At 61.2% G+C, this 21,177-nt stretch carries 28 protein-coding genes; 18 read left to right on the forward strand and 10 right to left on the reverse strand.

From position 1 onward, the window contains the following. From K0H48_RS25805 to pilG, 4 genes are all read right to left on the reverse strand, one after another. A partial coding sequence (locus tag K0H48_RS25805; protein ID WP_219269841.1) for a type IV pili methyl-accepting chemotaxis transducer N-terminal domain-containing protein occupies window positions 1-867 on the reverse strand: 867 nt, incomplete at its 3' end. Further along, window positions 864-1,388, reverse strand: a complete 525-nt coding sequence (locus tag K0H48_RS25810; RefSeq protein ID WP_219269843.1) for a chemotaxis protein CheW — start codon at window positions 1,386-1,388, stop codon at window positions 864-866. The genes K0H48_RS25810 and K0H48_RS25805, both read right to left, overlap by 4 nt. Before the next feature lie 12 nt (window positions 1,389-1,400). After that, window positions 1,401-1,766, reverse strand: coding sequence for a twitching motility response regulator PilH (pilH, locus tag K0H48_RS25815; RefSeq protein ID WP_017139442.1), 366 nt, complete (start codon window positions 1,764-1,766; stop codon window positions 1,401-1,403). A gap of 46 nt (window positions 1,767-1,812) precedes the next feature. After that, window positions 1,813-2,220 (reverse strand): twitching motility response regulator PilG, encoded by a 408-nt coding sequence (pilG, locus tag K0H48_RS25820; RefSeq protein ID WP_010564379.1) that lies wholly within the window; start codon window positions 2,218-2,220, stop codon window positions 1,813-1,815. Between the two features lie 239 nt (window positions 2,221-2,459). Here pilG and gshB point away from each other — a divergent pair, with 239 nt between their 5' ends. From gshB to K0H48_RS25855, 7 genes are all read left to right on the forward strand, one after another. Continuing rightward, entirely contained in the window at window positions 2,460-3,413 is a 954-nt protein-coding gene (gene gshB / locus K0H48_RS25825) for a glutathione synthase (RefSeq protein ID WP_191946773.1), read from the forward strand. Between the two features lie 77 nt (window positions 3,414-3,490). Next, the gene (locus K0H48_RS25830) at window positions 3,491-4,396 is read left to right on the forward strand and encodes an energy transducer TonB (protein ID WP_138813467.1); all 906 of its coding nucleotides are present in this window, start codon (window positions 3,491-3,493) and stop codon (window positions 4,394-4,396) included. 169 nt (window positions 4,397-4,565) lie between these two features. After that, window positions 4,566-5,135 carry a YqgE/AlgH family protein gene (locus K0H48_RS25835; RefSeq protein ID WP_017139445.1) on the forward strand — a complete coding sequence of 190 codons (570 nt, stop codon included), beginning with the start codon at window positions 4,566-4,568 and terminating at the stop codon, window positions 5,133-5,135. Next, on the forward strand, window positions 5,135-5,572 hold the full coding sequence (gene ruvX / locus K0H48_RS25840; protein ID WP_003213744.1) for a Holliday junction resolvase RuvX: 438 nt from the start codon (window positions 5,135-5,137) through the stop codon (window positions 5,570-5,572). Before K0H48_RS25835 ends, ruvX begins: the two co-directional genes overlap by 1 nt. A gap of 82 nt (window positions 5,573-5,654) precedes the next feature. Next, window positions 5,655-6,161, forward strand: coding sequence for a bifunctional pyr operon transcriptional regulator/uracil phosphoribosyltransferase PyrR (gene pyrR / locus K0H48_RS25845; protein WP_017139446.1), 507 nt, complete (start codon window positions 5,655-5,657; stop codon window positions 6,159-6,161). A gap of 24 nt (window positions 6,162-6,185) precedes the next feature. Beyond that, the gene (locus K0H48_RS25850; RefSeq protein WP_056857699.1) at window positions 6,186-7,190 is read left to right on the forward strand and encodes an aspartate carbamoyltransferase catalytic subunit; all 1,005 of its coding nucleotides are present in this window, start codon (window positions 6,186-6,188) and stop codon (window positions 7,188-7,190) included. Beyond that, window positions 7,187-8,458 carry a dihydroorotase gene (locus K0H48_RS25855; protein WP_219269844.1) on the forward strand — a complete coding sequence of 424 codons (1,272 nt, stop codon included), beginning with the start codon at window positions 7,187-7,189 and terminating at the stop codon, window positions 8,456-8,458. Before K0H48_RS25850 ends, K0H48_RS25855 begins: the two co-directional genes overlap by 4 nt. Before the next feature lie 145 nt (window positions 8,459-8,603). Here the strand turns inward: K0H48_RS25855 and K0H48_RS25860 are convergent, their stop codons facing one another. Then, window positions 8,604-9,032 carry a TM2 domain-containing protein gene (locus K0H48_RS25860; RefSeq protein ID WP_219269846.1) on the reverse strand — a complete coding sequence of 143 codons (429 nt, stop codon included), beginning with the start codon at window positions 9,030-9,032 and terminating at the stop codon, window positions 8,604-8,606. Between the two features lie 249 nt (window positions 9,033-9,281). On the opposite strand from K0H48_RS25860, the gene K0H48_RS25865 reads away from it, so the two are divergent. After that, entirely contained in the window at window positions 9,282-9,917 is a 636-nt protein-coding gene (locus K0H48_RS25865) for a C40 family peptidase (RefSeq protein ID WP_017139450.1), read from the forward strand. A gap of 145 nt (window positions 9,918-10,062) precedes the next feature. Here the strand turns inward: K0H48_RS25865 and K0H48_RS25870 are convergent, their stop codons facing one another. Further along, on the reverse strand, window positions 10,063-11,097 hold the full coding sequence (locus K0H48_RS25870; RefSeq protein WP_219269848.1) for a type IV pilus twitching motility protein PilT: 1,035 nt from the start codon (window positions 11,095-11,097) through the stop codon (window positions 10,063-10,065). A 57-nt stretch (window positions 11,098-11,154) separates the two neighbouring features. Between K0H48_RS25870 and K0H48_RS25875 the strand changes: the two genes are divergently transcribed. The 9 genes from K0H48_RS25875 to K0H48_RS25915 all read left to right on the forward strand — a co-directional run bounded on the left by K0H48_RS25875 (window position 11,155) and on the right by K0H48_RS25915 (window position 17,843). Next, a complete protein-coding gene (locus K0H48_RS25875; protein ID WP_219269850.1) occupies window positions 11,155-11,841 on the forward strand; it encodes a YggS family pyridoxal phosphate-dependent enzyme in 687 nt (228 codons plus the stop codon). 33 nt (window positions 11,842-11,874) lie between these two features. Then, window positions 11,875-12,693 (forward strand): pyrroline-5-carboxylate reductase, encoded by an 819-nt coding sequence (gene proC, locus K0H48_RS25880; RefSeq protein ID WP_219269852.1) that lies wholly within the window; start codon window positions 11,875-11,877, stop codon window positions 12,691-12,693. Window positions 12,694-12,718: 25 nt separating this feature from the next. Then, window positions 12,719-13,306 carry a YggT family protein gene (locus tag K0H48_RS25885; RefSeq protein ID WP_017139454.1) on the forward strand — a complete coding sequence of 196 codons (588 nt, stop codon included), beginning with the start codon at window positions 12,719-12,721 and terminating at the stop codon, window positions 13,304-13,306. A 179-nt stretch (window positions 13,307-13,485) separates the two neighbouring features. Beyond that, window positions 13,486-14,625, forward strand: coding sequence for a homoserine O-acetyltransferase (locus tag K0H48_RS25890; protein ID WP_219269853.1), 1,140 nt, complete (start codon window positions 13,486-13,488; stop codon window positions 14,623-14,625). Between the two features lie 7 nt (window positions 14,626-14,632). Then, window positions 14,633-15,253: a methionine biosynthesis protein MetW gene (metW, locus tag K0H48_RS25895; RefSeq protein ID WP_016972957.1), complete on the forward strand. Its 621-nt coding sequence runs from the start codon at window positions 14,633-14,635 to the stop codon at window positions 15,251-15,253. Window positions 15,254-15,274: 21 nt separating this feature from the next. After that, entirely contained in the window at window positions 15,275-15,709 is a 435-nt protein-coding gene (locus tag K0H48_RS25900) for a DUF4426 domain-containing protein (RefSeq protein ID WP_056857692.1), read from the forward strand. Continuing rightward, window positions 15,706-16,302: an RdgB/HAM1 family non-canonical purine NTP pyrophosphatase gene (rdgB, locus tag K0H48_RS25905; protein WP_025859581.1), complete on the forward strand. Its 597-nt coding sequence runs from the start codon at window positions 15,706-15,708 to the stop codon at window positions 16,300-16,302. Before K0H48_RS25900 ends, rdgB begins: the two co-directional genes overlap by 4 nt. Then, complete coding sequence (hemW, locus tag K0H48_RS25910) at window positions 16,299-17,501, forward strand: radical SAM family heme chaperone HemW (RefSeq protein ID WP_257627106.1); 1,203 nt, start codon at window positions 16,299-16,301, stop codon at window positions 17,499-17,501. Before rdgB ends, hemW begins: the two co-directional genes overlap by 4 nt. A gap of 18 nt (window positions 17,502-17,519) precedes the next feature. Beyond that, window positions 17,520-17,843, forward strand: a complete 324-nt coding sequence (locus tag K0H48_RS25915; RefSeq protein ID WP_219269855.1) for a DUF3392 domain-containing protein — start codon at window positions 17,520-17,522, stop codon at window positions 17,841-17,843. A 138-nt stretch (window positions 17,844-17,981) separates the two neighbouring features. Here K0H48_RS25915 and trmB read toward each other — a convergent pair whose 3' ends face one another. From trmB to K0H48_RS25935, 4 genes are all read right to left on the reverse strand, one after another. Next, window positions 17,982-18,707: a tRNA (guanosine(46)-N7)-methyltransferase TrmB gene (trmB, locus tag K0H48_RS25920; protein ID WP_219269856.1), complete on the reverse strand. Its 726-nt coding sequence runs from the start codon at window positions 18,705-18,707 to the stop codon at window positions 17,982-17,984. A gap of 9 nt (window positions 18,708-18,716) precedes the next feature. Continuing rightward, the gene (locus tag K0H48_RS25925) at window positions 18,717-19,511 is read right to left on the reverse strand and encodes a thiazole synthase (RefSeq protein WP_105521099.1); all 795 of its coding nucleotides are present in this window, start codon (window positions 19,509-19,511) and stop codon (window positions 18,717-18,719) included. Between the two features lie 65 nt (window positions 19,512-19,576). After that, the gene (thiS, locus tag K0H48_RS25930) at window positions 19,577-19,777 is read right to left on the reverse strand and encodes a sulfur carrier protein ThiS (protein WP_178112716.1); all 201 of its coding nucleotides are present in this window, start codon (window positions 19,775-19,777) and stop codon (window positions 19,577-19,579) included. Between the two features lie 71 nt (window positions 19,778-19,848). Next, window positions 19,849-20,226 carry a DUF423 domain-containing protein gene (locus K0H48_RS25935; RefSeq protein ID WP_219269857.1) on the reverse strand — a complete coding sequence of 126 codons (378 nt, stop codon included), beginning with the start codon at window positions 20,224-20,226 and terminating at the stop codon, window positions 19,849-19,851. Window positions 20,227-20,300: 74 nt separating this feature from the next. On the opposite strand from K0H48_RS25935, the gene mtgA reads away from it, so the two are divergent. Then, window positions 20,301-21,023 (forward strand): monofunctional biosynthetic peptidoglycan transglycosylase, encoded by a 723-nt coding sequence (gene mtgA / locus K0H48_RS25940; protein WP_219269858.1) that lies wholly within the window; start codon window positions 20,301-20,303, stop codon window positions 21,021-21,023. The last annotated feature ends 154 nt before the right edge of the window (window positions 21,024-21,177 follow it).

The raw sequence follows: 21,177 nt of genomic DNA on the forward strand, positions 1-21,177 counted from the left end.
AAGCAGGGTTTGCGAGAGGTTGAAGATATTGCTCGCCGAGGCCCGCACCTGGAACAGTTGTGGCGAGGTTTCGAGGATTTCATCCACGGAGCCGGAAACAAACTCGAACAGCTCCGAAATTTCCGCCAGCCGTGCGCGGGCGTCATGGTCTTCGACCTGGGTGATGCGCAAGCCTGGGTTGCCATTGAGCATGCCGTTGAGCACCACACCAAAGCGGCTGGCATCGCGCCCGAAGGCATCGGCGGCTTGCACGGCGGTTTCGTCGCCTGCCAGCACGGTGTTGACCGCGCCGAGAATACGTTCGGCCAACAGCGACTGGCGTTGGGCCAAGGCCACCTGGCTGGCCGGTGCGCCGCGTTGCAGCAGGATATCGACGACCTTTTCCGACTCCATCTGCAATTGCGGCACGGTTTCGGCGAGGGTCGCGGCCACTTGATGCAGGGACAGCACGGTTTGCTCGCTGGCGAGGATCGCGTCGGTGTTTTTCAGCAGCGCTTCCCAATCAGTCTGCACCGCACGCATTTCCGCACGAACAGCACTGGGTGCGGCGGGCAGACCGGTTTCGATATCGCCTTTTTTCAGGTAGCCCCAACGCTGGGCAAAGTCGTTGCGCGCATCGCCCAGCAATTTGAACGCGGCGGCCTTGCCGGCAGCGGCCTCGGTGGCGTTTTTGGCGATGCGCTGCGACAGCACGCGCAGCTCACCGGCGTGGCCGATGTACTGCTTGTCATAGGTGGACTGGGTGTTGAGGTACGCGAAGTTGGCGAACAACAGCATGATGAACACGATCAACGCGATAAACAGCACGATGATCTGCGAGCGGCTACGCGACGCGGCCTGGGGTTTGGGCGTGGTGACGGTGGTCATGCGGCAACATCCATAAAGCCCGGGGCCTGGGCCAGAGCGAAGGGGCTGAAGACTTGCCACACCTGATCGCTGTCGAACTCGCCCTGGATAAACGGCGCGGCTGGGGCAGTGCTCACCAACAATGCGTCTTGTGCGAAATGCTGCATGCCCACTACCTCGTCTACCAGCAGCCCGACAAACAGATCGTTGAATTCGACCACCAGCACCCGCCGCTGCTTGCGGGCCCTGGACAGTTCCAGGCCGAGAAAACCGCCCAGGTCCATCACCGGCAGCAAGCGCCCGCGCAGGTTGGCCACGCCCTTGACCCATGGCTTTACACCGGGCATCAAGGTGCAACGCGGCTCATGCAGCACTTCGGCGACCTCGCCCATCGGCGCCACGTACCAGTGTGGCCCCAGGCGAAAGCCGATCCCGCTCCAGCGTTGCAGGCGGGCTTCCTGGGACGGCAGGTCGGCGGCCAGCAGGCGGCAGCGGCGGTCGATGTCCAGCAGCAGCTCGAAGGCGGTTTGCGACTCGGTCATGATCGCGAGCCTTTAGCCGGCCAATACCTTGTTCAAGGTGGCGATCAGGGTGTCTTCGTCCACAGGCTTGGTCAGGTAATCCTTGGCACCCTGGCGCGCGCCCCAGATTTTGTCGGTTTCCTGATCTTTGGTGGTGATGATAATGATCGGTATGCCGTTGGTTTCCGGTTCCTTGGACAACTGGCGGGTGGCCTGGAAGCCATTGAGGCCCGGCATCACGATGTCCATCAGCACTGCGTCGGGTTTTTCCTGACGGGCCAGGGCCACGCCGTCCGCGCCGTTTTCGGCCTTGAGCACCACGTGGCCGTGCTTTTCCAGCATGCCGGTGAGTTTGTACATTTCAGTCGGCGAATCGTCGACGATCAGAACGCGTGCCATGGTTTTCCCCACTACATTGGTCGGCGCCGGCCCTTGTGAGGCGGCGTCAGTGTGCTTGTTCTACTGCGGCGAACCCAGGCACGTAAGCCTTGATTGCGCCCAGCAGTTCTTCCTTGCTGAAAGGCTTGGTCAAAAACTGATCGACACCGACGATGCGCCCCTTGGCCTTGTCGAACAGGCCGTCTTTGGACGACAGCATGATCACCGGGATCGACTTGAACGCCGGGTTGTTCTTCACCAGGGCGCAGGTCTGGTAGCCATCCAGGCGCGGCATCATGATGTCGACAAAGATAATGTGCGGGTGATGATCAACAATCCGGGCCAGGGCATCGAAACCGTCGATGGCCGTGATCACATCGCAGCCCACGTTCTTCAACAGCGTCTCGGCGGTGCGGCGGATCGTTTTTGAATCGTCGATCACCATCACTCTCAAGGCGTTGGAATGCTGTTCCATATCTGCTCTACCATCGCCACAGCGAATCGGTTTTCGGTGTGTACTGCCTGATGTTGCACAGGATGAGCGCCGCAAGCCTTGGAATTCAAGGGCTGCTGCGCCATGGCAGTCTTTTTAGCACAGTCTCCGGGCGCAATCTATCGAGCAACCGGCCAGGTGGTTTTTCCTTGACCCACAACAGCCGCAGCGCCACTCTGACGCCACTTTTATGCGCCCTAATTTGCTAGAGGAAATCCCCCATGAGCGTTCGCGTCGGCATTGTCATGGACCCTATCGCCAGCATTTCCTATAAAAAGGACAGCTCGCTGGCCATGCTCCTGGCCGCCCAGGCCCGCGGCTGGACCCTGTTCTATATGGAGCAGCGCGATCTTTACCAGGGCGACGGCGAGGCCCGCGCGCGCATGCGCCCGCTGCAGGTGTTTGCCAACCCCGAGAAGTGGTTTGAGCTGTCGGACGAAATCGACAGCCCGCTGAGCGATCTGGACGTGATCCTGATGCGCAAAGACCCGCCGTTCGACATGGAATTCGTCTACTCCACCTACCTGCTGGAGCAGGCCGAGCGCGCCGGTGTGCTGATCGTCAACAAGCCGCAGAGCCTGCGCGACTGCAATGAAAAGCTGTTCGCCACGCTGTTCCCACAGTGCACGCCGCCGACCGTGGTCAGCCGCCGCGCCGACGTGCTGCGTGAATTCGCCGCCAAACACGGTGATGTGATCCTCAAACCGCTGGACGGCATGGGCGGCACGTCGATTTTCCGTCACCGCGCCGGGGACCCGAACCTGTCGGTGATCCTGGAAACCCTGACCGCGCTGGGCACCCAGCAGATCATGGGCCAGGCTTATATTCCGGCGATCAAGGACGGCGACAAACGCATCCTGATGATCGACGGCGAGCCGGTGGATTACTGCCTGGCGCGTATTCCGGCAGCCGGCGAGACCCGTGGCAACCTGGCGGCCGGTGGTCGCGGAGAAGCACGCCCACTGACAGACAAGGATCGCTGGATTGCGGCCCAAGTCGGCCCAACTCTGCGGGAAAAAGGCCTGCTATTTGTAGGACTAGACGTAATTGGTGAGAACCTCACCGAAATCAACGTCACCAGCCCGACCTGTATTCGCGAGATCGACAACGCATTTGGCACGAACATCGGCGAAATGCTGATGGCGGCCATTGAGCGCAAGCTACAAGCCAAGTGACATAGAACAGCCGGACATCAACCAACATTGCGTTATCATGCGCCACCTGTGAAACGCGCGATGTTGGTTTTTTTGTCATGACACTCCCGTCCGATCTGCCCCCCGAACTCTCCCACAGCGGCGTGCGCCCGGCTGATCGGCTCGGATTTACCCTGTTCCTGGCCGCCTTGATCCACCTCGCCCTACTCCTCGGCCTGGGCTTCACCTACGTCGAACCCAAGCAGATCACCAAGACCCTGGAAATCACCCTCGCCACGTTCAAGAGCGAAAAGAAGCCCGAAAAGGCTGATTTTCTTGCCCAGGACAACCAGCAAGGCAGCGGCACCCTCGACAAGAAGGCCGTGCCCAAGACCACCGAAGTGGCGCCTTTCCAGGACAACAAGGTCAATAAAGTCACGCCGCCACCCGCCCCCAAGCCCGAGGTCAAGCAGGCCGCGCCCAAGGCTGCCGTGACCACCGTCGCGCCCAAACCGCAAAAAGCTGCGACCCAGCGCGAGAAAGCCAAGACCGAGCCAACGCCTGAGCCCGTCAAACCGGCGCCGACGTTCGACAGCTCACAACTTTCCGACCAGATTTCCAGCCTCGAAGCCGAACTGGCCAATGAACAGCAGCTATACGCCAAGCGCCCACGCATCTACCGGCTGAATGCCGCGTCAACCATGCGTGACAAAGGCGCCTGGTATAAGGACGAGTGGCGCAAGAAGGTCGAGCGCATCGGCAACCTCAACTACCCGGATGAAGCGCGACGTCAGCAGATCTATGGCAATTTGCGTCTTCTGGTGTCGATTAACCGCGATGGTTCGCTATATGAAGTGCAGGTGCTGGAGTCGTCCGGCCAGCCACTGCTGGACCAGGCCGCCCAGCGCATCGTGCGCCTGGCTGCGCCTTTCGCGCCGTTTACCGGCGACTTGAACGACATCGACCGCCTGGAAATCATCCGCACCTGGAAGTTTGCCAGGGGCGATCGGCTGTCCAGCAATTGATGACAACGGATCGTTCCCACGCTCTGCGTGGGAACGCATCTCAGGACGCTCCGCGTCCGCTTTTAAGAGCGTGACGCGGAGCGTCACAGGCGACACTCCCACGCAAAGCGTGGGAGCGATCACTAACTCCAGCTTGTCAGTTCGCCCCTCCAACGCCACACTAGTGGACATGAAAAATGTCAGCCCGACCTACCTCAAGCACCAATTCCTGATCGCCATGCCCCATATGGCCGACCCGAACTTTGCGCAGACCTTGACCTACATCGTCGAGCACACGGCCAATGGTGCCATGGGGTTGGTGGTCAACCGCCCGCAAGAGCTGAACCTGGCCGATATCCTTGAGCAATTGCGCCCCGAGATCGACCCACCGGCGCGTTGCCAGGGCGTGCCGATCTACATTGGCGGGCCGGTGCAGACCGATCGCGGCTTTGTGCTGCACCCTACCGGGCCGAAGTTTCAGGCCACGGTCGACCTTGAAGGCGTGTCGCTGTCTACCTCCCAGGACGTGTTGTTCGCCATCGCCGACGGCGTTGGCCCCGAGCAAAGCGTGATCACCCTCGGCTACGCCGGTTGGGAAGCCGGGCAACTGGAAGCCGAACTGGCCAGCAATGCCTGGCTGACCTGCCCGTTTGACGCCGACATCCTGTTCAACACCGCCAGCGAGCTGCGCCTGGAAGCGGCTGCAGCCAAGCTGCGGGTCAACCTCAGCCTGCTGACCAGCCAGGCGGGGCACGCCTGATGGCTTTGCGCTTGATCCTCGGCTTTGACTACGGCACCAAACAGATCGGCGTAGCGGTCGGCCAGGTGATTACCGGCCAGGCCCGCGAGCTGTGTACCTTGAAAGCCCAGAACGGCGTGCCGGACTGGAACCAGGTTGAAGCCCTGATTAAAGAGTGGAAGCCCGATGCTGTGGTGGTCGGCCTGCCCTTGAACATGGACGGCACTCCCAGCGAGATGTGCCTGCGCGCGGAAAAATTCGCCCGCCGCCTCAATGGCCGCTACAACCTGCCCTTCTATACCCACGATGAACGCCTGACCACCTTTGAAGCCAAGGGTGAGCGCCGCGACCGTGGCGGGCAAAAAGGCAGCTACCGCGACAACCCGGTAGACGCCATCGCCGCCGCCCTGTTGTTGCAGGGTTGGCTGGATGAAAACACCGCTTTATTTGAATCCTGACTGACGCGGCTTGCCGCGTCTTTTTACGTTTGAGTCCGGACCTTGCCGCGCCCCCGCCGCGCAAGGCCTTGAAGGAGCCACCATGAGCCTGCCCAATCCCGCCGAACTGATCAGCCAGATGGCGATTCGCCTTAAGGCCCACCTGGAACACCGCGCCATCAGCGAGCCGCGTTTTATCGGGATCCGCACCGGCGGTGTGTGGGTGGCCCAGGCGCTACTGGAAGAGCTGGGCAGCGATTCGCCGCTGGGCACCCTGGACGTGTCCTTTTACCGCGACGACTTCAGCCAGAACGGCCTGCACCCGCAAGTGCAGCCCTCGGCGCTGCCGTTCGAGGTCGAAGGCCAGCATCTGGTGCTGATCGACGACGTGCTGATGAGTGGCCGTACCATCCGCGCGGCCCTCAACGAGCTGTTCGACTACGGCCGCCCGGCCAGCGTAACCCTCGTATGCCTGCTGGACCTGGACGCCGGCGAATTGCCGATCAGCCCGGACGTGGTTGGCGCAACGCTGTCGCTGCAAGCCCATCAACGGGTAAAATTGTCCGGTCCCACGCCGCTCGAACTCGAACTGCAAGACCTTGCCCTTTAAACCGCCTTGTACAGAGTCCCCGCGATGACGCCTCTAGATGCCAAGCGCCCGCTGCAGCTCAATGCTCAGGGCCAGTTGCAACACTTTTTGTCCCTCGACGGTTTGCCCCGCGAACTGCTCACCGAAATCCTCGACACCGCCGACTCATTCCTCGAAGTCGGTGGCCGGGCGGTGAAGAAAGTCCCGCTGCTGCGCGGCAAAACCATCTGCAATGTGTTCTTCGAGAACTCCACGCGCACCCGCACCACCTTTGAACTGGCGGCCCAGCGGCTGTCGGCTGACGTGATCACACTGAACGTGTCCACCTCGTCGGCGAGCAAGGGCGAAACCCTGCTCGACACCCTGCGCAACCTGGAAGCCATGGCCGCCGACATGTTCGTGGTACGCCACGGCGACTCCGGCGCCGCGCACTTCATCGCCGAGCACGTGTGCCCGCAGGTGGCAATCATCAACGGCGGTGACGGCCGCCACGCCCACCCGACCCAGGGCATGCTCGACATGCTCACCATCCGTCGGCACAAGGGCAGCTTTGAAAACCTTTCGGTGGCCATCGTCGGCGACATCCTGCACTCGCGGGTTGCGCGCTCGAACATGCTGGCCCTGAAAACCCTCGGCTGCCCGGACATTCGCGTGATCGCGCCAAAAACCCTGCTGCCGATCGGCATCGAGCAATACGGCGTGAAGGTCTACACCGACATGACCGAAGGCCTCAAGGATGTGGACGTGGTGATCATGCTGCGCCTGCAACGCGAGCGCATGTCCGGTGGCCTGCTGCCGAGCGAAGGCGAGTTCTACCGCCTGTTCGGCCTGACTACCGCACGTTTGGCCGGCGCCAAGCCGGACGCCATCGTGATGCACCCAGGCCCGATCAACCGTGGCGTGGAGATTGAGTCGGCGGTGGCCGATGGCCCGCAGTCAGTGATCCTCAACCAGGTGACTTATGGCATCGCCATCCGTATGGCCGTGCTGTCCATGGCCATGAGCGGGCAAACCGCGCAACGTCAATTCGAGCAGGAGAACGCCCAGTGAAGCTCAGCATTCTTGGCGCTCGCGTTATCGATCCGGCCAGTGGCCTGGATCAAGTCACCGACCTTCACCTGGAAGCCGGCAAGCTCATCGCCATTGGCGCCGCGCCCGCAGGTTTCAGCGCCAGCCAGAGCATCGACGCCAAAGGTTTGGTAGCCGCGCCAGGCCTGGTGGACCTGAACGTCGCTTTGCGCGAGCCGGGTTACAGCCGCAAAGGCAGCATCGCCAGTGAAACCCGCGCCGCCGCAGCCGGTGGCGTCACCAGCCTGTGCTGCCCGCCGCACACCAAGCCGATCCTCGACACTTCGGCGGTGACCGAGCTGATCCTCGACCGCGCCCGTGAAGCCGGTAATTGTAAAGTGTTCCCCATCGGCGCCCTAAGCAAAGGCCTGGAAGGTGAACAACTCGCCGAGCTGATCGCCCTGCGTGACGCCGGTTGCGTGGCGTTCGGCAACGGCCTGGAGAGTTTTCGCAGCACCCGCACGCTGTGCCGTGCCCTGGAATATGCGGCTACGTTCGATCTGACCGTGATCTTCCACTCCCAGGACCGCGACCTGGCCGAAGGCGGCCTGGCCCATGAAGGCGCCGTGGCCAGCTTCCTCGGCCTGCCGGGCATTCCGGAAACCGCTGAGACCGTGGCCCTGGCCCGCGACCTGCTGCTGGTGGAACAAAGCGGCGTGCGTGCGCACTTCAGCCAACTGACCAGCGCACGCGGTGTGGCCTTGATCGCCCAGGCCCAGGCGCGCGGCCTGCCGGTGACGGCGGATGTGGCGTTGTATCAGCTGATTTTGACCGATGAGGCGTTGATCGACTTCTCCAGCCTGTATCACGTGCAGCCACCGCTGCGCACCCTGGCCGACCGCGAGGGTTTGCGTGCGGCGGTGAAGTCGGGTGTGGTATCGGCAATTTCCAGCCATCACCAGCCCCACGAACGGGATACCAAGCTGGCACCGTTTGGCGCTACCGAGCCGGGTATCAGCAGCGTAGAGCTGTTGCTGCCACTGGCGATGACGTTGGTGGAAGACGGCTTGCTGGACTTGCCGACGCTGCTGGCGCGCCTGAGCGCCGGCCCGGCCGAGGCATTGCGCCTGCCGGCGGGTAAATTGGCGGTAGGTTCGGCGGCGGATCTGGTGTTGTTTGACCCGGCCAGCTCCACGGTTGCCGGGGAACACTGGCTGTCCAAGGGCGAGAACTGCCCGTTCATCGGCCATAGCCTGCCGGCGACGGTGCGCTACACCTTGGTGGATGGGCGGATTACCTATCAGGCCTGATAGATCGCGCAGTTAATGTGGGCACGATCAATGTGGGAGCTGGCTTGCCTGCGATGCGGGCACCTCGGTCTTTCAGCACGACCGAGGCGATGCTATCGCAGGCAAGCCAGCTCCCACATTTGCATCTCTACATGACTTAAGTGCGTTATCGCCCAGCATTACGCTCAGCATTGCGGATCGAAATCTGCGTATTCAACGTCCAGAAGTCATACAGCACCCCGATCAGGAACAAACCGCCGGTCAGCAGGTAGATCAGGCCGGTGATCCATTTGCCCTGGTACATGCGGTGCAAGCCGAACACACCGAGGAACGCCAGCAGTATCCAGGCCACGTTGTATTCGATAGGGCCGGCGGTAAAACGCAGGTCCGCTTCACGGTCCATGGCCGGGATCAGGAACAAGTCGATCAGCCAGCCGATGCCGAACAGGCCGAAGGTGAAAAACCAGATCGTGCCGGTCACGGGTTTGCCGTAATAGAAACGATGTGCCCCGGTAAAACCGAGAATCCAGAGCAGGTAACCGATCACCTTGCTGTGGGTGTCTTGCTGCGTAACATCCTGTCGATAGGTGTTCATGGAGTACCTCTTTTGCCTCGATAGATAAATTTTTTCATTTTCTTTGTGACTTTTTTACGGGCGCCCGACGCACGGCAAATGGTATCTTCCCTCCCGCAAAGCCTTATGCCACCTGACTTCTGTAGGACAATAGCGGCAATTCGTCGCGCTTTTCCTGTATTTGACCCCAGGGTTCAGTCGACAAACGGCCTGAGAACGACACAAAAAGCTGTTATAAAGTTGCGCGCAAACCTAAAAGAGCCACGCCTAATGCGACCATTTTTCAAGACATGGCTAACCATCTGCCTATTAATGCCACTGGCCGCCCACGCCACCAATCGTGAGCAACGTCTTCCTAACGTTAACGGTTTCACCCCTAAAGTTCACAGCACACCCAGCACTGCCAAGTCGGTAAAGCTGACCGTCAACCGCCCGACTCAAGTGAGCAAGGCCCACGGTAAAGCAATCCACACCCAACTGGCCGTCAATACCAAACAAAGCAGCAATGTCCTCAGCCGTGCCGTTAACGTGCTCGGTACACCTTATCGTTGGGGCGGCAGCAGCCCAAGTAAAGGGTTCGACTGCAGCGGTTTGGTGAAATATGCGTTTAATGATGTAAAAGCAGTGGATTTGCCGCGCACCTCCAACGCCATGGCTGCCGGCCACGGCTTGAAGGTTGATCGCAAGGACTTGAAACCGGGCGACCTGTTGTTCTTCAAACTGAAGAGCCGCCAGGTCAACCACGTTGCCATCTACCTGGGCAACGACCGCTTTATCCACGCACCGCGCCGTGGCAAGTCGGTGAGCATCGACACACTGAAAAAGCCGTTCTGGGACAAGAACTACGTGATTGCCAAGCGTGTTCTGCCTAAAGAGCAGAATAACCTGCGGGTTGTTCAGCGCTGATCCCAGGCTGAATGCACTACAAAATGTGGGAGCTGGCTTGTCGAATCGTCGCACCGCTGCGATAGCGGACTGCCAGGCGACATCTCTGTCGACTGGCACACCGTAATCGCAGGCAAGCCAGCTCCCACACTGATTTCATCAGCCTTCAGATATCTGTCGGCACCCTCGCCAACCTCCGCGCATCCTCCCGGCTGATCAGCCCTTCGCTGACCAACGCCTTCAAGCTCATATCCAGCGTTTTCATCCCCAACGCCCCACCGGTTTGAATAGCCGAGACCATCTGCGCCACCTTGTCTTCGCGGATCAGGTTACGGATGGCTGGCGTGCCCAGCATGATTTCGTGCGCCGCCACCCGGCCGCCGCCGAGTTTCTTGACCAGCACCTGGGACACCACCGCCTGCAACGACTCGGACAGCATGGCGCGCACCATGGCTTTTTCCCCCGCAGGGAACACGTCCACCAGCCGATCCACGCTCTTTGCCGCTGAGGTGGTGTGCAGCGTGCCCAATACCAAGTGCCCGGTCTCTGCCGCCGTCAGTGCCAGGCGGATGGTTTCCAGGTCACGCAACTCGCCCACCAGAATCACATCCGGGTCTTCACGCAGGGCCGAACGCAGCGCCGCCGAGAAGCTGTGGGTATCGCGGTGTACCTGACGCTGGTTGATCAGGGCCATTTTCGGCCTGTGGATAAATTCGATCGGGTCTTCCAGGGTGAGGATGTGCTGGCGCCGGTGCTGGTTGAGGTGGTCGATCATCGCCGCCAGGGTTGTCGACTTGCCGGAGCCGGTCGCGCCGGTCACCAGCACCAGGCCACGCGGCAGCTGCGCGATACGGCGGAATACCTCGCCCAACCCGAGGCTCTCCAGGCTTTGCACTTCGGTGGGGATGGTGCGAAACACCGCGCCCATGCCGCGATCCTGGCGGAACACATTCGCGCGGAACCGCGCCAGGCCCGGCAGCGCGAAGGCAAAATCCGTTTCAAGAGATGTTTCGAAATCCTTTTGTTGGTGCTGGTTGAGCAAAGGACTCAACAAGTCCGCAACTTGCGTAGGCGAAAGCGCCGGGCCATCCAAGGGCCAGATTTCGCCATCGACCCGCAGCATTGGCGCGAGGCCCGCCGACAAATGCAGGTCGGAGGCGCCACGGCGCACGCTGGCCGTCAGCAGTTCAGTGATATCCATAGGGCTTTCCATTTCCAGTAGAATGCCGCGGACTCCATATCCACGGGTGCATCTTGAATGTCGACGATAGCAGACAACATTGGCCAGGTTAGCCAGCGCATCCGCGCCGCGGCCCATGCCGTGCAACGTGACGAAAGCAGCATCCACCTGCTGGCCGTGAGCAAGACCAAGCCGGCCCAGGCCGTGCGCGAAGCCTATGCCGCCGGCATGCGTGACTTTGGCGAGAACTACCTGCAGGAAGCCCTGGGCAAACAGGCCGAATTAACCGACCTGCCCTTGAGTTGGCACTTCATCGGCCCCATTCAATCGAACAAGACTCGTGCGATCGCCGAGCACTTCGCCTGGGTGCATTCCGTGGACCGCCTGAAAATCGCGCAACGCCTGTCTGAACAACGCCCGGCTGAGCTGCCGCCGCTGAATATCTGCATTCAGGTGAATGTGAGTGGCGAAGCCAGCAAGTCCGGCTGTACACCCGCCGACCTGCCGGCCTTGGCCACTGCCATCAGCGCCCTGCCGCGTTTGAAGCTGCGTGGCTTGATGGCGATCCCCGAGCCAACTGAAGATCGCGCGGCACAAGATGCAGCCTTCGCTGCGGTAAAAGACCTGCAAGCCAGCCTGAACCTGGGGCTGGACACACTTTCCATGGGCATGAGCCACGACCTTGAGTCGGCCATCGCCCAAGGGGCCACTTGGGTGCGGATTGGTACCGCCCTGTTTGGCGCCCGCGACTACAGCCAGGCGTGAAATGGCTGACACCCCTCTAAGTAAGGACCTGTCATGAGCAACACGCGTATTGCCTTTATCGGCGCCGGTAACATGGCGGCCAGCCTGATCGGCGGCCTGCGGGCCAAGGGCCTGGAAACCACGCAAATCCGTGCCAGCGACCCCGGCGCCGAAACCCGCGCCCGCATCAGCGCCGAGCAGGGTATCGAAACCTTTGCCGATAACGCCGAAGCCATCCAGGGCGTCGACGTGATCGTGCTGGCGGTGAAGCCGCAAGCCATGAAGGCCGTGTGCGAAAGCCTGCGCCCGAGCCTGCAACCGCACCAACTGGTGGTGTCGATCGCCGCCGGTATCACCTGCGCCAGCATGAACACCTGGCTCGGTGCCCAGCCGATTGTGCGTTGCATGCCCAATACTCCAGCACTGCTGCGCAAGGGCGTCAGCGGCTTGTACGCCACCGCCGAGGTGACTGCCGAGCAGCGCGACCAGGCTCAGGAGCTGCTGTCTGCCGTGGGCCTGGCCGTGTGGCTGGAACAGGAGCAGCAATTGGACGCGGTTACTGCCGTGTCCGGCAGCGGCCCGGCGTACTTCTTCCTGTTGATCGAAGCCATGACCGCTGCCGGTGTCAAACTCGGCCTGCCCCATGACGTCGCTGAGCAACTGGCCGAGCAAACCGCTTTGGGCGCCGCGAACATGGCGGTAGAAAGCGCTGTGGACGCCGCCGAGTTGCGCCGTCGCGTGACCTCGCCAGGTGGCACCACGCAAGCTGCGATCGAATCGTTCCAGGCCGGGGGCTTTGAAGCTCTGGTGGAAAAAGCACTGGGTGCCGCAGCACACCGTTCAGCCGAGATGGCTGAGCAACTGGGCAAATAGTCATCCCCTACCAAGGTAATCAAACATGCTCGGAATCAATGACGCTGCCATTTTCATCATCCAGACCCTGGGCAGCCTGTACCTGCTGATCGTGCTGATGCGTTTTATCCTGCAACTGGTGCGGGCGAACTTCTACAACCCGCTGTGCCAGTTCGTGGTCAAGGCCACCCAGCCGCTGCTCAAGCCACTGCGCCGGGTAGTGCCGAGCATGTTCGGCCTGGACATGTCCTCGCTGGTGCTGGCGCTGTTGCTGCAAATCCTGTTGTTTGTGGTGATCCTGATGCTCAACGGCTATCAGGCGTTCACCGTGCTGCTGTTGCCATGGGGTTTGATCGGGATTTTCTCGCTGTTTTTGAAGATTATTTTCTGGTCGATGATCATCAGCGTGATTCTGTCGTGGGTCGCACCTGGCAGCCGCAGCCCGGGCGCCGAGTTGGTGGCCCAGATCACCGAGCCGGTGCTGGCGCCGTTCCGTCGCCTGATCCCGAACCTGGGCGGCCTGGATATTTCGCCGATCTTCGCGTTTATCGCGATCCAGCTGCTGCAAAGCTGGGTGATTCCGCGCCTGGCGTACTATGCGTTCATGCCTAAAGAGCTGTTTGGCCTGATCTGACCGCATGATCGTTCCCACGCTCTGCGTGGGAATGCCTGTTGGGACGCTCTGCGTCCCCTCATGCAGGGTGCGACGCGGAGCGTGGGAACGATCATATCTGCGCACTGGTGCAGGCCTTTGCTTGCCGCTGGGGTCACCGCTCTTTAGACTTACGCCTCATTTAAACGAGAGCAGGGTCGATGCCAGCTGCCTTCCCCCCCGATTCTGTTGGACTGGTCGTGCCCCAAGTGGCGCACTTCAGCGAACCGCTGGCCCTGGCCTGCGGCCGTTCGTTGCCAGCCTACGACCTGATCTATGAAACCTACGGCCAGTTGAACGCCACGGCGAGCAACGCCGTGCTGATCTGCCACGCCTTGTCCGGCCATCATCACGCCGCTGGCTTTCACAGTGCCGACGAGCGCAAGCCCGGCTGGTGGGACAGCTGCATCGGCCCCGGCAAGCCCATCGACACCAACAAATTCTTTGTGGTCAGCCTGAACAACCTCGGCGGCTGCAACGGTTCCACCGGCCCGAGCAGCCTCAACCCGGAAACCGGCAAGCCGTTTGGCGCCGACTTCCCGGTGCTCACCGTGGAAGACTGGGTGCACAGCCAGGCACGCCTCGCCGACCTGCTGGGCATCAGCCAGTGGGCCGCTGTGATCGGCGGCAGCCTGGGCGGCATGCAGGCGCTGCAATGGACCATCTCCTACCCGGATCGCGTGCGCCATTGTCTGGCCATCGCCTCGGCACCAAAACTGTCGGCGCAGAACATCGCTTTCAACGAAGTGGCACGCCAGGCGATCCTCACCGACCCCGAGTTCCACGGTGGTTCGTTCCAGGAAGCCGGTGTGATCCCCAAGCGCGGCTTGATGCTGGCGCGGATGGTCGGGCATATCACCTACCTGTCCGATGACTCCATGGGCGAGAAATTCGGCCGTGGGCTCAAGAGCGAAAAGCTCAACTACGACTTCCACAGTGTCGAGTTCCAGGTGGAAAGCTACCTGCGTTATCAGGGCGAGGAGTTTTCCGGGCGTTTTGACGCCAACACCTACCTGCTGATGACCAAGGCGCTGGACTACTTCGACCCGGCGGCCAACCACGACGACGACCTGGCGAAAACCTTCGAGCACGCCACGGCCAAGTTCTGCGTGATGTCGTTCACCACCGACTGGCGTTTCTCGCCGGCGCGCTCCCGCGAGCTGGTGGACGCCTTGATGGCCGCCCGCAAAGACGTCTGCTACCTGGAGATCGATGCTCCGCAAGGCCATGACGCCTTCCTGATTCCGATCCCGCGTTACTTGCAGGCTTTCAGCAACTACATGAACCGCATAACTTTGTGAGAACGCCATGAGAGCCGACCTGGAAATCATCCAAGACTGGATCCCCGCCGGCAGCCGCGTGCTCGACCTTGGCTGCGGCGATGGCGAACTGCTGAGCTGGCTGCGCGACAACAAGCAAGTCACCGGTTATGGCCTGGAAAACGACCCGGACAACATCGCCCAGTGCGTGGCCAAGGGCATCAACGTGATCGAGCAGGACCTGGACAAGGGCCTGGGCAACTTTGCCAGCAACAGTTTCGATATCGTGGTGATGACCCAAGCCCTGCAGGCGGTGCATTACCCGGACCGCATTCTCGACGAGATGCTGCGCGTGGGCCGTCAGTGCATCATTACCTTCCCCAACTTCGGCCACTGGCGCTGCCGCTGGTACCTGGCGACCAAGGGGCGCATGCCGGTCTCGGACTTCCTGCCATACACCTGGTACAACACGCCGAACATCCACTTCTGCACGTTTGAAGACTTCGAAGCCCTGTGCGGCGAGCGGGAAGCCAAGGTGATCAACCGCCTTGCCGTCGATCAACAGCACCGCCACGGCTGGGCGAGTAAACTATGGCCCAACCTGTTGGGCGAAATTGGTATCTACCGGGTCAGCAGTCCTGGCCTGACCGACCACAAGATTGCCGTCTAATCATTTTCAAGAGGGACGCTTATGAGTCGTTTGGCTGTTTTTCTACTGACTGCGCTGCTGGGCGCCAACGCCATGGCCGCCGATGTTATCGACCCTAATCGCACCAAAGAATTTGGTGATATCACCGTGCGTTACAACACTTTTACCTCCAGCTTCCTGCAACCCGAAACGGCCCAAGCGGTGGGCGTGGTACGCAGCAAGAACAAGGGGTTGATCAATGTGTCGGTGTTCAAAGGCGTGACGCCTGTGGTGGCGCAAGTCACCGGCACCATCAAGGACTTGAGCGGCAAGAGCGAAGTGCTGACATTCAAGCAAATCACCGAAAAAGGCGTGACCAATTACCTGGCCCCTTACTCGGTACCGCAACAGGAATTCAAGACCTTCACCATCAACGTTGAAACTGGCGGCAAGGCCCACGGTTTCAGTTTTGTCCAAGAACTTTTCCCGGCCGAATGATGAACCTCACCCAACTCGTACTGGCCAGCCATAACGCCGGCAAACTCAAAGAACTCCAGGCCATGCTCGGCGACTCCGTGCAACTGCGCTCAATCGGCGAGTTCAGCCAGGTAGAGCCGGAAGAAACCGGCCTGTCGTTTGTCGAAAACGCCATCCTCAAGGCCCGCAATGCCGCACGCATCTCCGGCCTTCCGGCACTGGCGGACGACTCGGGCCTGGCCGTGGATTTCCTCGGCGGTGCGCCGGGCATCTACTCGGCGCGGTATGCCGACGGTAAGGGCGATGCGGCCAACAACGCCAAGCTGCTGGACGCGCTCAAGGACGTGCCGGACGCCGAGCGCGGCGCACAGTTCGTCTGCGTGCTGGCGCTGGTTCGCCACGCTGATGACCCGTTGCCGATTTTGTGCGAAGGCCTGTGGCACGGGCGCATCCTGCATGCCGCCAGTGGCGAGCATGGTTTTGGCTATGACCCGTTGTTCTGGGTGCCGGAGCGCAATGTCTCCAGCGCCGAACTGAGCCCGGCCGACAAGAACCAGATCAGCCACCGCGCCCGCGCAATGGATTTGCTGCGCCAACGCCTGAGCCTGAAATGACCCAAAACACCTCTGCGCAGCCGCTGATCCACGGCGGCGCGCAAACACCGCGGGCGGCCTTGCCGGTGCTGCCGCCCCTGGCGCTGTACATCCACATTCCGTGGTGCGTGCGCAAATGCCCGTATTGCGACTTCAACTCCCACACCGCCAGCAAAGTGCTGCCGGAAGAAGAGTACGTGGACGCATTGCTGGCCGACCTTGATCAAGACCTGCACGCCGTTTACGGCCGTGAACTAAGCTCGATTTTCTTCGGTGGCGGTACGCCCAGCCTGTTCAGCGCCGCCGCCCTGGGCCGCCTGCTCAAAGGCGTGCAAGCCCGTATCCCGTTTGCCGACGACATCGAGATCACCCTGGAAGCCAACCCCGGCACCTTCGAACAAGAGAAGTTCGTGGCGTACCGCAAGCTGGGGATCAATCGCCTGTCCATCGGCATCCAGAGCTTCCAGCAGCAAAAGCTTGAAGCGTTGGGCCGCATCCATAATGGCGATGAAGCCGTGCGCGCCGCTGGTATGGCGCGCCAGGCCGGGTTCGATAACTTCAACCTGGACCTGATGCACGGCTTGCCCGATCAGTCGCTGGACGATGCGCTGAGCGACTTGCGCCAGGCCATCGCACTGAAGCCAACGCACCTCTCCTGGTATCAACTGACACTGGAACCCAACACCGTATTCTGGAACCAGCCGCCCGCGCTGCCGGAAGACGACACGCTGTGGGACATTCAGGAAGCCGGCCAGGCACTGCTGGCCGAACATGGTTATGCACAATATGAAGTGTCGGCCTATGCCCAACCGGGCCGCCCGGCGCGACACAACCTGAACTACTGGAGTTTCGGCGACTTTATCGGCATCGGCGCCGGTGCCCACGGCAAGCTCAGCCACCCGGACGGGCGTATCGTGCGTACCTGGAAGACCCGAGCCCCCAAGGACTACCTCAACCCGGCCAAAAGCTTCCAGGCCGGGGCGAAAGAGCTGACCAATGAAGAGCTGCCATTCGAGTTCCTGATGAACGCTTTGCGCCTCACCGCAGGTGTTGAATCCAGGCTGTACGCCGAGCGCACAGGCCTCGACCTGGCCAGCCTCGACGAAGGCCGCCGGGAGGCAGAACAAAGTGGCTTAATGCAGGTCGAACCGTCACGCCTGGCGGCCACCGACCGTGGGCAACTGTTTCTCAATGACCTGTTGCAGAAGTTTTTGAGCTGATCGCTCTAAGGAAATCACATGGATTTGGTACTCGACCTGCTCGCCACCGTGTCCCGCTGGAGCCGTAGCAACCTGTCGGAAATCGCCCTGGCCCTTGTCGGCTGCCTACTGGTGTTGTTTGGCGCTGATATCAAAGGCTGGATCGAAGGCCGCTTGGGCAGCATCGCCGGCGCATTGCGCGTACCGTTGATGGCATTGGTGTGCATGATCGGCAGCGGCGCAGCGCTGCTGTATGCCACGCCGTGGATTGTGCGGGGGCTGAGCCAGTTCAATAACTACAGCCTGGCGCCGGTATTGGTGGTGGTGCTGGTGTTGATAGGCGTAGTGGCCGACCGCCGCTGATTTAGAGCGCACTGCAAAACAAATGTGGGAGCTGGCTTGCCTGCGATGCAGGCACCTCGGTGTATCTGTGATACTGAGGTGATGCTATCGCAGGCAAGCCAGCTCCCACAGTTGATTGCATTTCAGCTTCCTGGCTAATTAAGCCAGCTTCTCGAACTTCAAATCCCAAACCCCATGCCCCAGCCGCTCGCCGCGGCGTTCGAACTTGGTGATCGGGCGCTCAGCCGGGCGTGGCACGCATTTGCCGTCTTCGGCCAGATTGCGGTAGCCAGGCGCTACGTCCATCACTTCCAGCATGTATTCCGCGTAGGGTTCCCAGTCGGTGGCCATGTGCAGGATGCCGCCCACCTTGAGCTTGCTGCGCACCAGTTCCGCGAAGGAAGCTTGGACGATACGGCGTTTGTGGTGGCGGCTCTTGTGCCATGGGTCCGGGAAAAACAGCATCAGGCGGTCGAGGCTGTTGTCGGCGATGCAGCGGTTGAGCACTTCAATCGCATCGCAGTCGTAGACGCGCAGGTTGGTCAGGCCTTGGGTCAGTACGCCGTTAAGCAGCGCGCCGACACCTGGGCGGTGCACTTCCACACCGATAAAGTCCTGGTCCGGCGCGGCGGCGGCCATTTCCAGCAGCGAGTGGCCCATGCCGAAACCGATTTCCAGGGAACGCGGGGCCGAACGGCCGAACACGTGGTCGTAGTCCACCGGCGCGTCGGCCAATGGCAACACGAACAGCGGCGTACCTTGCTCCAGGCCCTTTTGCTGGCCTTCGGTCATGCGTCCGGCGCGCATCACAAAACTCTTGATGCGGCGGTGCTTGGACTCGTCGCCTTCTTCCACGGTGTTCGGCGTTTCGTTTGATTCAGTCATCAATGGCTCTTACTTGATCAGACCATCCAGCGGCGAGGAGGCGCTGGCGTACAGTTTTTTCGGCATGCGACCGGCGAGGTACGCCAGGCGGCCCGCGACGATTGCGTGTTGCATGGCTTGGGCCATCATGACCGGCTGCTGGGCATGGGCGATGGCCGAGTTCATCAGCACCGCGTCGCAACCCAGCTCCATGGCGATGGTGGCGTCGGAGGCAGTACCCACGCCCGCATCCACCAGCACCGGAATCTTGGCTTCTTCGAGGATGATTTGCAGGTTGTACGGGTTGCAGATGCCCAGGCCAGAACCGATCAGGCCGGCCAACGGCATCACGGCGATGCAGCCGATTTCGGCCAATTGGCGCGCGATGATCGGGTCATCACTGGTGTAGACCATCACGTCGAAGCCTTCCTTGACCAGCGTTTCGGCGGCCTTAAGGGTTTCGATCACGTTGGGAAACAGGGTTTTCTGGTCGGCCAGCACTTCCAGCTTCACCAGGTTGTGGCCGTCGAGAAGCTCACGGGCCAGGCGGCAGGTGCGTACGGCTTCGATGGCGTCGTAGCAACCGGCAGTGTTCGGCAGGAAGGTGTAGCGATCCGGCGACAACACTTCGAGCAGGTTCGGCTCGCCCTCGATCTGGCCGAGGTTGGTGCGGCGCACGGCAAACGTCACGATCTCGGCACCCGAGGCCTCGATAGCCAGGCGGGTTTCTTCCATGTCGCGGTACTTGCCGGTGCCGACCAGCAGGCGGGACTGGTAGGTACGACCGGCCAGGACGAAGGGCTTGTCGCTACGAACGATGCTCATGGGAAATCCTCGAAGTGGGGTGAGGTTCTGCAGAATGCGGGTTGGCGCCCTTGAGCGCCGGGCGGCTAGCCGCCGCCGATGGCGTGGACCACTTCCACCTGATCACCTTCGGTGAGCGCGGTTTCGGCATGCTGGCTACGCGGGACGATATCCAGGTTGAGCTCCACTGCGACACGGCGTCCGGTCAGGTCCAGACGGGTCAGCAGGGCCGCAACGGTTTCACCGTCGGGCAGTTCAAGGGGTTCGCCGTTCAACTGAATGCGCATGCCACGGGCCGCCATCGTTTTTAGGGGCCAGCATTCTAGCCCGATCAGCGTGGCTGACCCAAGTCCCTTGGTCAGGCGACCTGTAGACGCCATGCAGTCAAACCGAGGAAGAACCAACCCAGCAGGAAGGCCAGCCCCCCAAACGGCGTGATGATGCCGAGCTTGCTGATGCCAGTCAGAGTCAGCGCATACAGACTGCCCGAGAACAGCAGGATGCCGACGGCAAAGGAGATACCCGCCCAGCTGACCAGCCGGCCAGGAATATGCGCGGCCAGCAGCGCCACGCCGAACAGCGCCAGGGCGTGCACCAACTGGTAGGTGACGCCCGTATGGAAGATCGCCAGGTACTCGGCGCTCAAGCGGTTTTTCAGGCCGTGGGCGGCAAAGGCGCCGAGGGCGACGCCGGTAAAGCCGAAAAAGGCAGCCAGCATCAGAAAGCTACGCAGCATGAGGAACTCCAGTCAGACTCGATGGGCAGGGTCTGTATAATGGCCCGCTCAACGGGTTCGGCCAAGCCATCTCTATGCTGCGTCTCCTCTTCAAGCGCTTTCTCAACGTCCTTAAATGGTTTGCTATCGGCAGTGTGCTGCTGGTGCTGCTGTTTCGTGTGGTGCCGCCGCCGTTCACTGCGCTGATGGTGGAGCGCAAGATCGAATCCTGGGTCGACGGCGAGCCGATTGACCTGCAACGCACTTGGGTGGCGTGGGACGAGATCTCCGACGAACTGAAAGTGGCGGTAATGGCCGGTGAAGACCAGCGTTTCCCGCAGCACTGGGGTTTTGATTTCGGCGCGATCCAGGCGGCGCTGCTGCATAACGAGCGCGGTGGTTCGATTCGCGGCGCCAGCACCTTGAGCCAGCAAGTGTCGAAGAACCTGTTTTTGTGGACCGGCCGCAGTTATCTGCGCAAAGGCCTGGAAGCCTGGTTTACCGCACTGACAGAGGTGTTGTGGCCCAAGCAGCGGATTCTTGAGGTGTACCTCAATAGCGTGGAGTGGGATGAAGGCGTGTTTGGCGCAGAAGCCGCCGCGCGACATCACTTCGGCGTGAGTGCCAAGGCGCTGTCCCGTCAGCAGGCCAGCTATCTGGCGGCGGTTTTGCCTAATCCACGGGTGTGGAGTGCCAGCCATCCAACGGCGTATGTGGCACGGCGCGCGGCGTGGATTCGGCAGCAGATGAGCCAGCTGGGTGGGGATGGTTACTTGGTGGAGTTGAATAACTCCCGAAAGGCACCGTGGTCCGATTGACACACTGCACTACCCATGTGGGAGCTGGCTTGCCTGCGATAGCGGTGGGTCAAACTACCCATGTGTTAGCTGAGACTGCCTCATCGCAGCATAGGTATCTACACAACCAGTTAACACGAAGTCTGTTGCAAGCGGGCTGTTGTGGCGAGCAGGC

The organism is Pseudomonas sp. Xaverov 259, assembly GCF_019352915.1.
Taxonomy (GTDB): Bacteria; Pseudomonadota; Gammaproteobacteria; order Pseudomonadales; family Pseudomonadaceae; genus Aquipseudomonas.

Coding starts and splice junctions, on each gene's coding strand:
- K0H48_RS25915 (WP_219269855.1), top strand. CDS start 17,520: ATGGATTTGGTACTCGACCTGCTCGCCACCGTGTCCCGCTGGAGCCGT.
- K0H48_RS25860 (WP_219269846.1), bottom strand. CDS start 9,032: ATGAACACCTATCGACAGGATGTTACGCAGCAAGACACCCACAGCAAG.
- mtgA (WP_219269858.1), top strand. CDS start 20,301: ATGCTGCGTCTCCTCTTCAAGCGCTTTCTCAACGTCCTTAAATGGTTT.
- K0H48_RS25865 (WP_017139450.1), top strand. CDS start 9,282: ATGCGACCATTTTTCAAGACATGGCTAACCATCTGCCTATTAATGCCA.
- pyrR (WP_017139446.1), top strand. CDS start 5,655: ATGAGCCTGCCCAATCCCGCCGAACTGATCAGCCAGATGGCGATTCGC.
- K0H48_RS25850 (WP_056857699.1), top strand. CDS start 6,186: ATGACGCCTCTAGATGCCAAGCGCCCGCTGCAGCTCAATGCTCAGGGC.
- K0H48_RS25830 (WP_138813467.1), top strand. CDS start 3,491: ATGACACTCCCGTCCGATCTGCCCCCCGAACTCTCCCACAGCGGCGTG.
- pilH (WP_017139442.1), bottom strand. CDS start 1,766: ATGGCACGCGTTCTGATCGTCGACGATTCGCCGACTGAAATGTACAAA.
- hemW (WP_257627106.1), top strand. CDS start 16,299: ATGACCCAAAACACCTCTGCGCAGCCGCTGATCCACGGCGGCGCGCAA.
- K0H48_RS25890 (WP_219269853.1), top strand. CDS start 13,486: ATGCCAGCTGCCTTCCCCCCCGATTCTGTTGGACTGGTCGTGCCCCAA.
- K0H48_RS25885 (WP_017139454.1), top strand. CDS start 12,719: ATGCTCGGAATCAATGACGCTGCCATTTTCATCATCCAGACCCTGGGC.
- K0H48_RS25835 (WP_017139445.1), top strand. CDS start 4,566: ATGAAAAATGTCAGCCCGACCTACCTCAAGCACCAATTCCTGATCGCC.
- pilG (WP_010564379.1), bottom strand. CDS start 2,220: ATGGAACAGCATTCCAACGCCTTGAGAGTGATGGTGATCGACGATTCA.
- K0H48_RS25810 (WP_219269843.1), bottom strand. CDS start 1,388: ATGACCGAGTCGCAAACCGCCTTCGAGCTGCTGCTGGACATCGACCGC.
- proC (WP_219269852.1), top strand. CDS start 11,875: ATGAGCAACACGCGTATTGCCTTTATCGGCGCCGGTAACATGGCGGCC.
- metW (WP_016972957.1), top strand. CDS start 14,633: ATGAGAGCCGACCTGGAAATCATCCAAGACTGGATCCCCGCCGGCAGC.
- K0H48_RS25925 (WP_105521099.1), bottom strand. CDS start 19,511: ATGAGCATCGTTCGTAGCGACAAGCCCTTCGTCCTGGCCGGTCGTACC.
- K0H48_RS25935 (WP_219269857.1), bottom strand. CDS start 20,226: ATGCTGCGTAGCTTTCTGATGCTGGCTGCCTTTTTCGGCTTTACCGGC.
- trmB (WP_219269856.1), bottom strand. CDS start 18,707: ATGACTGAATCAAACGAAACGCCGAACACCGTGGAAGAAGGCGACGAG.
- K0H48_RS25900 (WP_056857692.1), top strand. CDS start 15,275: ATGAGTCGTTTGGCTGTTTTTCTACTGACTGCGCTGCTGGGCGCCAAC.
- rdgB (WP_025859581.1), top strand. CDS start 15,706: ATGATGAACCTCACCCAACTCGTACTGGCCAGCCATAACGCCGGCAAA.
- K0H48_RS25870 (WP_219269848.1), bottom strand. CDS start 11,097: ATGGATATCACTGAACTGCTGACGGCCAGCGTGCGCCGTGGCGCCTCC.
- ruvX (WP_003213744.1), top strand. CDS start 5,135: ATGGCTTTGCGCTTGATCCTCGGCTTTGACTACGGCACCAAACAGATC.
- thiS (WP_178112716.1), bottom strand. CDS start 19,777: ATGCGCATTCAGTTGAACGGCGAACCCCTTGAACTGCCCGACGGTGAA.
- K0H48_RS25875 (WP_219269850.1), top strand. CDS start 11,155: ATGTCGACGATAGCAGACAACATTGGCCAGGTTAGCCAGCGCATCCGC.
- gshB (WP_191946773.1), top strand. CDS start 2,460: ATGAGCGTTCGCGTCGGCATTGTCATGGACCCTATCGCCAGCATTTCC.